The sequence below is a fragment of the Gordonia sp. NPDC003376 genome (assembly GCF_053589235.1).
In genome coordinates this window covers 148274-162469 of the sequence record NZ_JBSFRM010000006.1, presented here as the reverse complement: position 1 = coordinate 162469, position 14196 = coordinate 148274, and the positions used below count along the sequence as shown (strand labels likewise).

The 14196-nt window shown below is 67.2% G+C and carries 8 protein-coding genes; 6 read left to right on the top strand and 2 right to left on the bottom strand.

What is annotated here, in order from left to right:
* Positions 1 to 17: 17 nt before the first annotated feature.
* Entirely contained in the window at positions 18 to 2090 is a 2073-nt protein-coding gene (locus ACWDUA_RS09025) for a hydantoinase/oxoprolinase family protein (RefSeq protein WP_449750666.1), read from the bottom strand.
* Positions 2091 to 2509: 419 nt separating this feature from the next.
* Between ACWDUA_RS09025 and ACWDUA_RS09020 the strand changes: the two genes are divergently transcribed.
* On the top strand, positions 2510 to 3535 hold the full coding sequence (locus ACWDUA_RS09020; RefSeq protein WP_449750665.1) for a helix-turn-helix domain-containing protein: 1026 nt from the start codon (positions 2510 to 2512) through the stop codon (positions 3533 to 3535).
* A gap of 32 nt (positions 3536 to 3567) precedes the next feature.
* On the opposite strand, the gene ACWDUA_RS09015 is transcribed toward ACWDUA_RS09020, so the two are convergent.
* Positions 3568 to 5022, bottom strand: a complete 1455-nt coding sequence (locus ACWDUA_RS09015) for an NAD-dependent succinate-semialdehyde dehydrogenase (protein ID WP_449750664.1) — start codon at positions 5020 to 5022, stop codon at positions 3568 to 3570.
* Positions 5023 to 5467: 445 nt separating this feature from the next.
* On the opposite strand from ACWDUA_RS09015, the gene ald reads away from it, so the two are divergent.
* The 5 genes from ald (at position 5468) to ACWDUA_RS08990 (ending at position 13974) form a co-directional block, all read left to right on the top strand.
* A complete protein-coding gene (ald, locus tag ACWDUA_RS09010) occupies positions 5468 to 6568 on the top strand; it encodes an alanine dehydrogenase (protein WP_449750663.1) in 1101 nt (366 codons plus the stop codon).
* 502 nt (positions 6569 to 7070) lie between these two features.
* Positions 7071 to 8996: a DUF222 domain-containing protein gene (locus ACWDUA_RS09005; protein WP_449750662.1), complete on the top strand. Its 1926-nt coding sequence runs from the start codon at positions 7071 to 7073 to the stop codon at positions 8994 to 8996.
* A 103-nt stretch (positions 8997 to 9099) separates the two neighbouring features.
* Complete coding sequence (locus tag ACWDUA_RS09000; protein WP_449750661.1) at positions 9100 to 9732, top strand: TetR/AcrR family transcriptional regulator C-terminal domain-containing protein; 633 nt, start codon at positions 9100 to 9102, stop codon at positions 9730 to 9732.
* A gap of 59 nt (positions 9733 to 9791) precedes the next feature.
* Positions 9792 to 11483 carry an acyl-CoA dehydrogenase family protein gene (locus ACWDUA_RS08995; protein ID WP_449750660.1) on the top strand — a complete coding sequence of 564 codons (1692 nt, stop codon included), beginning with the start codon at positions 9792 to 9794 and terminating at the stop codon, positions 11481 to 11483.
* Between the two features lie 73 nt (positions 11484 to 11556).
* A complete protein-coding gene (locus tag ACWDUA_RS08990) occupies positions 11557 to 13974 on the top strand; it encodes an acetyl-CoA acetyltransferase (protein ID WP_449750659.1) in 2418 nt (805 codons plus the stop codon).
* Positions 13975 to 14196: the final 222 nt, after the last annotated feature.

Genomic DNA, 14196 nt, shown 5'->3' with positions numbered 1-14196 from the left:
TCACCTCGGCGCACAGATCAGGAGAGACGGAGCAGGTAGTTGCCTTCGGCGCTGACCTCGGCGGACATCCCCGGGTACACGACGACGGTGGTGGTCGGTTCCTCGATGATCGCCGGGCCCGCGATGATCAGGCCGGGCGTGATGTCCTCGGCCAGGAAGATCTGGGTCGGCACCGGTGTTGCGGCACCGAAGTAGCAGTCCCGCTCCGCACTCGCCCGCCCGGCCCTGGGCTGCACGGTCATGTCCGACGGCTTCGGCGCCTCGGCGAGTTCGACGATCAGTCGCGCCTTCCAGTTGATGATCTCGATGGTGCTGCCCTCGTCGCGGACGGCGAACACACGGTGATGCACCTGATGGAAGGCCTCGACGAGGGCGGCGCGGTCGTCCTCGGAATCGAAGCGCCGCACCGGCAACGGCGTGTCGAGCTCCCATACCTGACCTTCGTAGCGGGCCTCGGCGATGAATTCCACGGTCCATCCGCTGTGTTCGCCGTCGAGCTGCGAGTGGAAGGCCATCAGTTCGGTCTCGAGGCGCTGGAGCAGGCCGTTGACGGCCTCGGCATCGAAATGCTCGGTGTCGACGACGAGGCTGGCGGCCTTCTCGGCGACGATGTTGGCGTACTGCATACCCGACGCCGACAGTGCCGAGGCGACCTTCGGCAGGATCACGCGTTCACAGCCGAGTTCCTTGGCGATCGTCATGATGTTGATGCCGGCCGCGCCGCCGCCGGCGACCAGGGTGCTCTCCCGCGGGTTGAAGCCCTCCTTGATCGTGATGTCGGAGACGGCGCGCATCATCAGATCCGATGCCAGGCTCATGATCCGGAAGGCGGTCTCCTCGACCGTCAGCCCGATCTGACCCGCGATCACACCGACCACCCGTCGTGCTGCGTCGACGTCCAAGTGCATTCGGCCACCGAGGAAGTTGTCCGGGTTGAAGTATCCCAACACCACCGCCGCATCGGAGACGGTCGCGAACTCACCACCGCGTCCGTAGCAGGCCGGTCCGGGTTCGGAGCCGGCCGACTGTGGTCCGACATGCAGCAACCCGCCCTCGTCGATCCAGGCGATGGAGCCGCCACCCGCCCCGATCGAGCGCATGTCGACCGCCGAGATGCCCAGCAGGTCACCGAGATACTTCGGTCCGAGCCAGGTGTCGCGGGTGTAGACCAGGCGCCCGCCGCGCACCAGCCCGACGTCGAACGTGGTACCACCGGTGTCACAGATGATGACGTCGTCGCCCAGCCCCTCGAGGTTGGCGAAGGTCCGTGCGGCGATCGGGGCCATCGCCGGACCCGAACCGACGGTGTAGATGGGCTTCTCGACGAGGGCGTCGACCTCGTTGCATCCGCCCTCGGAGGTGCTGATCAGGATCCGTCCGGTGAAGCCTGCTTCGCGCAGATCCTCCTGCAGACCCAGGAGATGCTTCTGCATCAGCGGCTTGAGGGAGGCGTCGATCGCCGTCGCCGACGCACGACGATACTCGCGGACCACCGGGATCAGCTTGTGCGACAGGGTGTACGGAACCCCCGGGAGGATCTCGTCGAGCAGCTCACCGAACCGGGCCTCGTGTTCGGGGTTCACCACCGACCACAGGAAGCACACCGCCACGGCCTCGTAGCCGCGTCGTCCGATCTGCTCGACGGTGCGGCGGGCCTCGGCCTCGTCGAAGGCCTTGGCCACCGATCCGTCCACCAGTACCCGCTCGGCGATCTCGAAGGTGTCGCGCCGGGCGATGTACGGATCCGGATAGTCCTGGGTGAAGTCGTGCGGGTCGAACTTGCCGCCCTCGCGCAGCAGCAGGGTGTCCGGGAATCCCTCGGTGGTCACGAATGCGGTCTTGGCGACGCGCTTCGTGACGATCGCGTTGGTCGCGCGGGTCGTCCCGTAGATGAACATGGTGGTGTCGGCGATGAGCTCGTCGACGCCGAGATCCATTTGGACCGCAGCGGATTCGATGGCCTCCTTGATCCCGACAAAGGTCCGGTCATGAGCGGTCAGTGCCTTGCCGATGGTCAGACCGCCGTCGTCGCCGCGAACGATCACGTCGGTGAAGGTGCCACCGGTATCAACCGAGATTCGATATGTCACAACTCAACTCCAGGGTGGGGGTTCGTTACAGAGCGGTCGGCACCGCCCCTGCCAGGTCGATGGCACGGGGCGGGCGGTGACCGTGGTCAACACCAGTCCGGCTGCGGCGCCGGTTCCACGTCCGTGGGGGAATCTGGTTCATCGAACGCTACGAGGGGTCCCCGGCCGATGAGTAGCCCTCAGCCGCACCAACCCTTGGACAGAAGCGCCCTACCGGGCGTGGTCGGGTTGGTCCGTTTAGTGCAGGTCTCATCGCCGTTTCGGGTGTGTAAATCCGCGAATTCGAGCCCCATGACGGCGTATGTCCCAGTACGCTGAGCAGCCGGGATCGCCTCCCGAGCAGAAGACACCGAGCAGAAGACACCGTCTCCTTACGCCGCCGAGCGTGACGATCGGCCAGGGCACGAGGAGCCACCGCGATGTACATCCGAGAACAGGGCACCGGGACACCGGCGACGGTCGACGTCGACCTGCAGGGCATTGCCGCACACCGTCGGGCCTCGGTGTGGACCGACATCCTGAGCGGGTACTACTACGCACTCGACGCGAAGGTTCCGGACGGATTCGGCCCGGCGCACATCGAGTCACACCAGCTCGACGACATCCGCGCCGGAATCCTGAAGGCCGATCCCATGTACATCCATCGCGCGACGGCCCACACCCACGCCGACACCGACGAGTACATGACCTTCATGCTCCCGGCCGACACCACGTGTACACCGTTCATCCTGAGCCAGAACGGACGGGATGCCCGAACAGATTGCCGGTCAATAGCTTTCATCGGAACGTCGGTTCCGTACTCCTATGATCAGCCGACGCACACCACCGTCCACACACTGCGGATCCCGGCGGCTCTCGTGCGTGCCCGGATTCCCGGCGCCGACCGGTTCAGCGCGGTTCGGTTCGACGAGGAACAGAATCCGATGACCTCACTCGTCCTCGCGATGTCGCGTGCGCTGTGCGCCAATGCCGCGCGGTTCTCCGGCCGGCTCGCACCGGGACTGCAGGATCAGTTCCTCGACCTGCTGGCATTGATGATGGCCAATGCCGATCCCCACACGGGCGAGAGTGCGGTTCGGACGGCACACCGGCAGCGCGCAGTCCTCCTCGTGGAGAAGCGTTTTCGTGATCCCGAGTTCACTGCGTGCGATGTGGCGGCGGAGATCAATCTCTCCGAGCGCTATCTGCAGAAGCTGTTCGCCGACGACGACCAGACGGTGTCGGGCACCATCCGGGGCCGGCGGATCGCCGAGGCCCGGAAGCTGTTGGAGAAGAGGACCGTCACCGGCTCGTCGATCGCATCGATCGCTGCGGCATCGGGTTTCGCCGACGCCGCCTATTTCAGTCGGGTCTTCCGGCAGGAGACCGGCGTGTCCCCGACCGCCTATGTGAACAGGTCCGCCGAGGAGACCATCGCCTCCCCGGCGGACCAGAACCTCATGTGAACGCCCGAGACCTCATGTGAACGCCCGAGACCTCATGTGAACGCGAGGTACTTGGTCTCGAGGTACTCCTCGATGCCCTCGGTGCCACCTTCACGTCCCAGTCCGGACTGCTTGACCCCGCCGAACGGTGCCGCGACGTCAGAGACCAGGGCACGGTTGACGCCCACCATCCCGCTCTCGAGGCGCTCGGAGACGCGGAAGGCCCGATCGACACTCTGCGTGTACAGGTAGGCGGCCAGGCCGTAGTCGGTGTCGTTGGCCGCGGCCACCACCTCGTCCTCGGTGTCGAATCCCACCACCACGGCCACCGGACCGAAGATCTCCTCACGCAGGATCCGTGAGCCCGCGGCGACGTCGTCGAGCACGGTCGGCTGGAAGAAGGTGCCGGGACCGTCGATGGCATGTCCACCGGTGCGGACGCGGGCGCCGTCGTCGACGGCGTCGGCGACGAGGCCGGCCACGCGGTCACGCTGTTTGGCGTTCACCAGCGGACCGATCTGCACGCTGTCCTTGATCGCCGGGCCCACCTCGAGGGACTCGATGCGCGTGGTGAGCCGGGTGGTGAACTCTTCACGGACCGTATTCGCGACGTAGATGCGGTTGGCGCAGACGCAGGTCTGGCCGGCGTTGCGCATCTTGGCGACGATGGCGCCGTCGACCGCGGCGTCAAGGTTCGCGTCGTCGAAGACGATGAACGGTGCGTTGCCGCCCAGTTCCATCGAGGTCTTGAGGACGTTCTGTGCGGACTGTTCGATCAGGAGCTTGCCGACCCGGGTGGACCCGGTGAAGGTCACCTTGCGCAGTCGGGTGTCGGCGAGGAGCGGGCCGGTGACGGCGGCGGCGTCGAGGGCGGGTAGGACCGACAGCACACCGGCGGGCAGACCGGCGTCGGCGAGGACCCGAGCCAGCAGGAGCATGGTCAGGGGTGTGTCCTCGGCGGGCTTGGAGATGACGGTGCACCCGGCCGCGAGCGCCGGGGCGATCTTGCGCGTCCCCATCGCCAGGGGAAAGTTCCAGGGGGTGATGGCCAGGACCGGCCCCACCGGGACCTTGCTGACCAGGATGCGGCCGTTGCCGGAAGGTGATGCGGCATAACGTCCTTGAATCCGGACGGCCTCCTCGCTGAACCATCGGAGGAACTCGGCGCCGTAGGTCACCTCACCGCGGGCCTCGGTGACCGTCTTGCCCATCTCGAGTGCCATCAGTGTGGTGAAGTCGTCGGTGCGGTCGAGGATCGCCTCCCACGCGGTGCGCAGGATCACCGATCGTTCGCGCGGCGACGTCGCGGCCCAGGCCGACTGTGCGGCCGTGGCCGAGTCCAGCGCCTTGAGCGCATCGTCGGCGCCGGCGTCGGCCACGGTGGTCAGCAGTTCCCCGGTCGACGGGTTGCGCACCTCGAAGGTGGCGCCGCCGGTGGCCGGGGTGACGGCGTTGTCGATCCAGAGCCCGGTGGGCACGTCGGCGGGGATACGTCCCAGGTCACCCATGTCTGTCCTCTTTCTGTTGAGCCGACGCCGAATTCGCACCGCTCGGGGTCCGTGACGTCACCTTGCGCACCGGCGGATCATCCGCCTGTAAGAAGGGTGGAGAAATCGTTTGCAAGAACGTTTGCACACTCATGCTAGGCGGGCCGCTTCGAACCCGTCAACCGAACGGACATGACGCACGGCGAACTCGGGTCAGCCGTCCGAAGATCCTTCTGGGAGACCGGCCCGCACCCCACTCTATTTCGCAGAATGATCAGAACCTCTACCGATCAGAGAATATTGTTCACCAATCTTGTCAGGACTACGAATGTTGTTCACCATTGATGCACCAGCCGATGCGGCGCAGACAACGAGGTCCCGCACGATCGGCGGAATGCCATCGGTAGTGAGCCACTCCCTTTCCTCGTCCGAATCCGGACCCGTCACGCAATCACAGGAGCCATTGATGAAGATCGGAATCCCCCGCGAGATCAAGAACCACGAGTACCGGGTCGCGATCACCCCACCGGGCGTCAACGAGCTCGTGGCGCGCGGCCACGAGGTGGTCATCGAGGCCGGCGCGGGGTCGGGTTCGTCGTTCGACGACGCCGGTTACAAGGCGGCGGGCGCCCAGATCCTCGACTCCGCCGACGCCGTGTGGGAGCAGGCCGATCTCGTGCTGAAGGTCAAAGAGCCCATCGCCGAGGAGTATTCGCGTCTGCGCTCGGGCCAGGTGCTGTTCACCTACCTGCATCTCGCGGCATCCAAGGAGTGCACCGACGCGCTACTGGCAGCCGGCACCACGTCCATCGCCTACGAGACGGTGGTGGCGCCCGACGGTTCACTGCCACTTCTCGCCCCGATGAGCGAGGTGGCCGGACGCCTCGCCCCGCAGGCCGGCGCGTACCACCTGATGCGACCGGAGGGTGGCCGCGGCGTCTTGATGGGTGGTGTCCCGGGAGTGGCCCCGGCCAAGGTCGTCGTGATCGGTGCCGGGGTGTCGGGCCGCAACGCCATTGCGATCGCCCACGGCATGAAGGCCGACGTCACCGTCCTGGACCTGTCCATCGCGCGGCTCCGCGAGATCGACAGCCTCTACCAGGGCCAGGTCACCACGATCGTCTCCACCGCGTACGCCCTCGAACAGGCCGTGCTCGAGGCCGACCTCGTGATCGGTGCGGTGCTGGTGCCCGGTGCCAAGGCCCCCACCCTGATCTCCAACGACCTGGTCTCCCGGATGCGCCCGGGTTCGGTCCTCGTCGACATCGCCATCGACCAGGGCGGCTGTTTCGAGGACTCACGGCCCACGACGCATGCGGAACCGACCTTCGCCGTGCATGATTCGGTCTTCTACTGTGTCGCCAACATGCCCGGTGCGGTGCCGAACACCTCGACCAACGCCCTGACCAATGCCACCCTGCCGTACGTCGTCGCGCTGGCCGACCGAGGATGGCAGGACGCCACCGCCGCCGACGCCGGTCTGCGCGCCGGTCTGTCGACCCATGCCGGGGAGCTCCTGTCCCAGGAAGTCGCCGACGCCCACGGATACTCCGCGGTCCCGGCCTGACGGCCGCTGTCGGCAAGCACATTCCCACAATCCACCAACCGTCCATCCCGCACCACACCACCGCTGGTCGGGCCGACGCGGAGCGCGACATCCCAACCCCACCACCACGACGGACACACCCTCTTCGCTGGTCGAGCCGACGCGGAGCGCAGCGACAAGTCGAGTCGAGACCTCCACCGGCCACGTTCACGAGGTGACCACATAGGAGATGGCCACCGACACCCTCAACCCACCAGGCCTCGACACGGGTCCTCGCCCAGAGGCTCGGTCCCGGCTCGACCACCGAAGGTAAGCCGGCACACGTTCACGCTGGTCGAGCCGACGCGGAGCGCAGCGACAAGTCGAGTCGAGACCTCCACCGCCCGACCTCCACAAGCCAACCACCATCCGGTGAACCCACTTCTGCTCGCGGAAGTATGTCGGTGGCCTCCTGTACCGTGGCCTGTAATCGAACAACAGTTCTTTACTGCAGGTCACAGGCACTCCGGGGGGAGGAAATCAGATGACGAACACACCCACGACATCACTGTCGTTCACCGATTCCACCTGGCCGCAATTGCCACTCGACAATGCCGATCTATTGGGTGGGGTCGACCCGAAAACACCCGAACAATCCTCCACCAACGACTTGTTGATCGGGTTACGCGAGATCGATCGGGGACGATCGTTCCTCGCCTGGTCGACCTACCGGTCGGTGATCGAACTCGTCGGCCGCCACGTCGACGCCGACCGTGGTGTGGCCGGGGCACCATCCGGGTTCGTCGATCTGGCCAAGAAGATCTCGCGTGTGCGTGGCATCACCCAACGCGCCGCCGAACTCCTCATGGACGAATCCATCGCCGTTCTCCACCACCTCCCCCGTGTGGCGGAAGTATTGCGGGACGGCTGGATCACCCCCGAGTTGATGAAGGTGGTGGTGTCACGGACCGCGCTGGTACACGGTCGCGAATCAGCACCCAAAGTCGACGCCGAGATCGCCGAGTTGATCCGCCGACGCCGACGACTGTGGTCGAAGAAAACCATCACCGACATGGCCGACCGGGTCGTGTTCCGCCACGACCGTGACGCCGTCCGTGAAGCCCGCGAACGATGCCTGGACAAACGTGGCGTGTGGACCTCGTTCAGCAATGACGGGACCGGGGAGATCGCCGGCACCATGGCCGCCGACCGCGTCGAACTATGCGGCCTCGTGATCAACACCCTCGCGAACACGGTGTGCCCACATGATGGGAGATCCTCGCAGAACCGGAAATCCGATGCCATGTTCGCTCTCCTGTCGGGGACCCAGTTCGAGTGTGACTGCGGTCGGGAGGACTGCCCGGCCGAGATCCCCGAGGCCGGGTCGATCCCGAAGGTGCAGTACGTGATCCATTTGTTGGCCAACGAGGCCACCGTCGCCGACCTCGACACCGTCACCGGCCGACCCCAACCCCGACCCCGACCCGCACCTGCCACACCCGAACCTGAGCCGGAAGTGCACAGCGACAACAGTTCCGAGACTCCGCTCGACCTCGACGCCCCGACGACCGGTACCACCGAGCAGCCCGACGACACTGCTACACCTGACGACACTTCCACACCCGACGACACTCCCACACCCGACGACACCCGTCGGTCGGCCCGCCGCGAGCGTGACGCGGCAGTCGAGGCGGAACCGACCGGTATCGACACGGCCGCAAATCCGACTGCCACACCCGATGTTCCACCGACCGTGGCGTCGACCGATTCCTCGGACCTGCCCGCCGGTGCCGCACCCGGCTACCTGTTCGGCAAAGGTGTCATCGCCCCGGAGTTCGTGCGGGACCTCGCCTCCCACCCGAACGCCCGATTCACACGACTGGTCCCCCGGGGCGTGCGACCCGAAGATGTGATCTTGCCGCCGACCCTGCCCTCCGATCCGTATCGGCCCTCAGCAGCCCTCGACGAGTACGTGCGCCTGTCCTACAGCACGTGTGCCGATGTGGCGTGCACCCGAAGCTCCTTCGATGCCGATCTCGACCACGTCACCGAATACGATCACCACAACCCGGCGGCGGGTGGGCAGACCACCCCGATCGGGTTGAATCCGAAATGCCGGTTCGATCATCTCCACAAAACCCATTCCGGGTGGATCGACGACCAATACCGTGACCCCCACACCGGCCGGCTGGTCATCGACTACACCACCCCCGAAGGGCTGATCCTGCCCGGACCCGCGGAGACCATGGAAGATATCTTCCCCGGCCTACGCCGATACCGGTTCGACGACCCACCACCAGCCCCACCAGGACCACCGGGTGCGCACCGCAAACCGGATGAGGAACGACTCCTGGACCGGGAATCCACACTGGCCCGAAAACATCGCCGCCGACGACTCGAACGGCAACGCAACCGTGCCCGCAACCAGACACCCGCCACGCAGGCGGACTCGCCCGACCCGCCCTTCTGAGGGATGCGCTCCTACTCCACCACCACACGGCGAGGTGTTGACCGTCACACCCTCACCCGTTATTGTTTGTTGTACAAACAAGTGCGTTCGAGGTGATCGATTCATGCCCCCACCCCGCCGGGCCAGCCGCGATGCCGGCAAGGCGACCCGCCAGGCGCTGCTGCATGCGGCGGGCGAGGTGTTCACCGAGCACGGCGAGACCGCGTCGGTGGCCCAGATCTGCGCGCGTGCCGAAACCTTCCCCAACCAGGTCACCTACTACTTCGGCTCCAAGGAGCAACTGTTCGTCGAGGTGGCATGCGCGGCGGTGCTGCGCGCCGGTCGGCACGCCGAGGAGTCCGCTGCGTCGGCGACGACGGTGCGCGAGTACACCCACATCCTGATCGGCACCCTGCTCGGCCCACAGGCCCGCAACGTCGAGTTGTTCACCACCGCAATGCTGTTGGTGTCACGTCGCACCGATCTACGTCAGCAGATCACCGAGACCCTGCGCACCCTTCACGAGCGCGGCCAGGATGCCCTGATGCACACGCTGGTGCGCACCGGTTGGCAACTGCGCGCCGACATCGGTGTGGAGTCCCGCGCCTTCTGGTCGGCGATCTTCGGACTGATCGTCCAGAAAGCCGCCACCGCAGACGAATTCGGCTACACCCTCGAGGACTCGGTGGCGGTGGTCTTCGCCGCCCTGCAGATCCCCGACACCGTCCTCGATCAACCGCTCGTCCTCGCCGACTGACCACAATGACCGGCCACGCCGGCCGACCCTCATCCGCCATCACCCGATCGGAGCCCGACATGACCCAGACACCCGCGTCGCCGACCACGGCCCATCCGCGACCGCACCTCACCCACACCGTGCTCAACCAGTCCGTCCCGCGTGTCGACGTCAACGAGTACGAGACCAATCAGGTTCTGCGCGAGGCCATCACCCGCCACGACGGCGCGTGGGGTGATGCGGAACTCGTCGAGATCGGCGCACTGGTCGGCACCGAACAGTTCCAACACGATGCCAAGCTCGCCAACACCATCACCCCGCAGTTCCACCCGTTCGACCGCTGGGGCAACCGGATCGACGAGGTCGAATACCACCCGTCGTATCACCGCATCATCGGCGCCTCGATCGCCCACGGCGCACACACCCGCTGCTGGGCCGACCCGCAGCCCGGTTCCCATGTGGTGCGCGCCGCCGCGTTCTACCTGTTCGGCCAGATCGAGCCCGGGCACGCCTGTCCCGTCTCGATGACCCATGCGGTGATCCCGTCGCTGGAACTGCAGCCCGACGTCGCGGCGCAGTGGGTACCGAAGGCGTTGTCACGCAGCTACTCCCCCGAATTGTCGGCGGACAAGTCGTCGGCGATCTTCGGGATGTCGATGACCGAGAAGCAGGGCGGCTCGGATGTCCGTGCCAACACCACCGTCGCGGTGCCGGTCGGCGCGGGCGGACCCGGCGCCGAGTATCTGCTGACCGGACACAAGTGGTTCTGTTCGGCCCCGATGTCGGATGCGTTCCTGGTCCTCGCACAGGCACAGGGCCATGGCGGCGAAGGACTCTCGTGTTTCCTGCTGCCCCGAATCCTGCCCGACGGCACCCGAAACCCGTTCCGTATCCAGCGCCTGAAGGACAAGCTGGGCAACAAGTCCAACGCCTCCAGCGAGATCGAACTCGACGGAACGGTCGCAGTGATGATCGGTGAGCCCGGCCGCGGTGTGCGGACCATCATCGAGATGGTCGCGCAGACCCGCCTCGACTGCGTCCTCGGCAGCGCGGCCGGCATGCGCCAGTCGGTGGCAGAGGCGCTGTGGCATGCCCGGCACCGGGCCGCCTTCGGTGCCACGCTCGTCGATCAGCCGGCGATGACCGCCGTGCTGGCCGATCTCGCCCTCGAATCCGAGGCGGCGACCGTCACCGCGATGCGTCTCGCCCGCGCCCACGACGAGGACGCGAGCGATCAGGAGAAGGCGTTCCGCCGGCTGGCGACCGCCGTCGCCAAGTACTGGATCTGCAAGCGCGGTCCGCACCACGCCTACGAGTCGCTGGAATGCCTGGGCGGCAACGGGTACACCGAGGATTTCCCGCTGTCGATGCGCTACCGCGAACAGCCGGTGATGGCCGTCTGGGAGGGATCGGGCAATGTGATCGCACTCGACGTGTTGCGCGCGATGACGCGTGAGCCCCACTCGGTCGGCGCCTTCGACGCCGAGGTGAACCTGGCGCGCGGCGCCGACCCCACCCTGGACGCGCATCTCGACCGGCTGCGCCGCGACCTCGGTGAACTCGCCGGCCTCGACGCGGCGTCCGCGCAGCGTCGAGCACGTCGCGTCGTCGAATCCATGGCGCTGGCACTCGAGGCGTCACTGCTGGTCCGATTCTCGCCGACCGCGGTGGCCGATGCGTTCATCGCCGCACGGCTGGGCGCCGACCGCGCCTTCGAGTACGGAGCGCTGCCCACCGGCACCGATCTGGGAGCGATCCTGGCGCGACACTGACCTCCCGCGGTCGCCTCGGGTATCAGATGACACAATTGCCGAGACCTGTGTCACAACCCGGAGGAGGCGGCCGGTGCACCAGCGCGTATCGCTCGACGAGCTCGATCCCCGCACGCCCGTGCTCATCGGCGTCGGGCAGGCCTCCGAACGCCTGACCGACTCGGACTACCAGGGGTTCGGCGAGGCGGACCTGGCCGCACGCGCGGTCCGTGAGGCGCTCGCCGACACCGGAATCGATCCGGCGTCGGTGGCCGCGGAGATCGACACGGTGGTCGCGGTGCGGTCGTTCGAGGTGTCCAGCCCGCTGTCGGCGGCCCCGCTCGGCCGCCCCGACAACATGCCGCGCGCCGTCGCCGCCCGCACCGGACTCGATCCGGCCACCGCGATCACCGAGGTGGTCGGCGGCCAGAGCCCGCAGAAACTCGTCACCGAGTTCGCCCAGCGGATCGCCGACGGCCGCACCGACGGTGTGGTGATCGTCGGCGCCGAGGCCATCTCGACGGTGCGGCACGCGATGTCGGAGTCGGCCGCCGAGGTTCGGCCGGACTTCGCCGAGCAGGTCGACGGGTCACACGAGGACCGTGGATTCGGCCTCGCCGGGCTCACCACCGCCCAGGAGGCCCGGCATCATCTGATCGAGCCGCTGCTGCAGTACGCACTGCTCGAGAACGCGCGACGACACCGGATCGGACTGTCGCGAACCGACCACGCACGATCGATGGCCGAACTGTTCGCACCGATGTCACAGGTCGCGGCCACCAATCCCCATGCGGCGTCACGACAATCGCGAAGCAGCGACGACCTGCTCGACACCGCCGACGGCAATCGTGCACTCGCCGACCCATACACCCGGCTACTGGTCTCGCGTGACCAGGTCAACCAGGCCGCCGCGGTGATCCTGATGCCGGTCGGCCGGGCACGAGCACTGGGGATCGACCCGACGAGATGGGTTTTCCTGCACGGCCACTCGGACCTGCGGGAACGCCCGCTGATGAAACGCCCCGACCTGTCGCAGGGACCCGCTGCCGCCGCGGCACTCGGTGCGGCCCTCGAGATGGCCGGTGCCGAGCTCGACGACGTCGCGTTCCTCGACCTCTACAGCTGCTTCCCGATCGCGGTGTTCACCGTGTGCGACGCATTCGGCCTGGCCGCCGACGACCCGCGTGGGCTGACCGTCACCGGTGGCCTGCCGTACTTCGGCGGCCCCGGAAACAACTACTCGATGCACGCGATCGCCGAGATCACCGGCCGGGTCCGTTCGCATCCCGGGAAACTCGGTCTGGTCGCCGCGAACGGCGGTGTGCTGAGCAAGTACTCGGTGGGTGTCTATTCCACCGACCCGGTCACCTGGCACGCCGCCGACGATGCTCGGCGCCAGCGTGAGCTCGACGCGGTGCCCAGCGTCGACGATTGCCACGACGCCGACGGCCCGGCCACCATCGAGACCTATACGATCACCCCGCCCGACGCCGAGGGCCGTCGCCGGTCGATCGTCATCGGGCGACTCGACGGCGATCACCCGAGCGCGCCCGGACTGCGCTTCATCGCGAATGTCGCCGACGGGGACGAGGAGCTGCTCGACCGTCTGGCCACCGCCGACGACCCGATCGGCACCGCGGTGTCCGTCCGGTCGTTCGCCCACGGCAACCGTGTCGCGGTGTCGGAGGAGCTGATGTCCGAACTGTTCCCGCTCGCCGCCCCCGGATTCCGAGACGGCTACGAGCACACCGAGATCCGACGCGACGGCCACCTGCTGGAGGTGACCATCAACCGTCCGGGATCACGGAACGCGCTGAACCCGAAGGCCAATGCCGAGCTCGACGAGATCTTCGACGCGTACTTCGCCGACCCCGACCTGTGGGTGGCGATCCTCACCGGGGCCGGCGACAAGGCATTCTCGTCCGGGAACGATCTGGCACACATGGCCGGGGACGCCCTGCTCGCGGTTCCGAAGAACGGTTTCGGTGGTCTCACCTCCCGGCCCGCGATGCCCAAACCCGTGATCGCCGCGGTCAACGGACTCGCTCTCGGTGGTGGCCTGGAGATCGCCCTGGCCTGCCACATCATCGTGGCCGACGAGCGGGCGAGCTTCGGGCTGCCCGAGGTGAAGGTGGGCCTGGCGGCCGCGGCGGGCGGTCTGGTGCGGCTACCGCGCGCGGTCGGTCCGGCACTGGCCCGCGACATGATCCTCACCGGCCGTCGCATCGACACCGCCGAGGCACACCGCATCGGACTGGTCAGTCGGATCGCCGAGCAGGGACAGTCGCTGTCAGTCGCCCGTGCGGTCGCCGCTGAGATCCTCGCGGGTTCGCCCACCGCGGTGCGGGCCTCGCTGGCCGCGATGGCCGACGCGGCGCGGATCGCCGACCCCGTCGAGGCCATCGGCGCCACCACCCCGGCCGTGCTCGACGACCTGCTGATCAGCCAGGACACGATGGAGGGTGTGCTGGCATTCGTCACCAAGCGCGCACCGAACTGGACGGGGCGGTAGCGGACGCCGCCGTCTCACCAGGTTTCGACAGCCGGGCGGCCTCGCTGCGCGAGGACGACCTGCTCAACCAGCGAACAGGGCGCCACACTCAACCAAACCGGGGGCAGTCGACAGTTGCGCCGATGACGAGCAGCACGGACCCAACACGTCGGCGACGAAGCCCGCCGACACCCCCACCAGACGAACCCGACACACAACCACCTCACCAGGTTTCGACAGCCG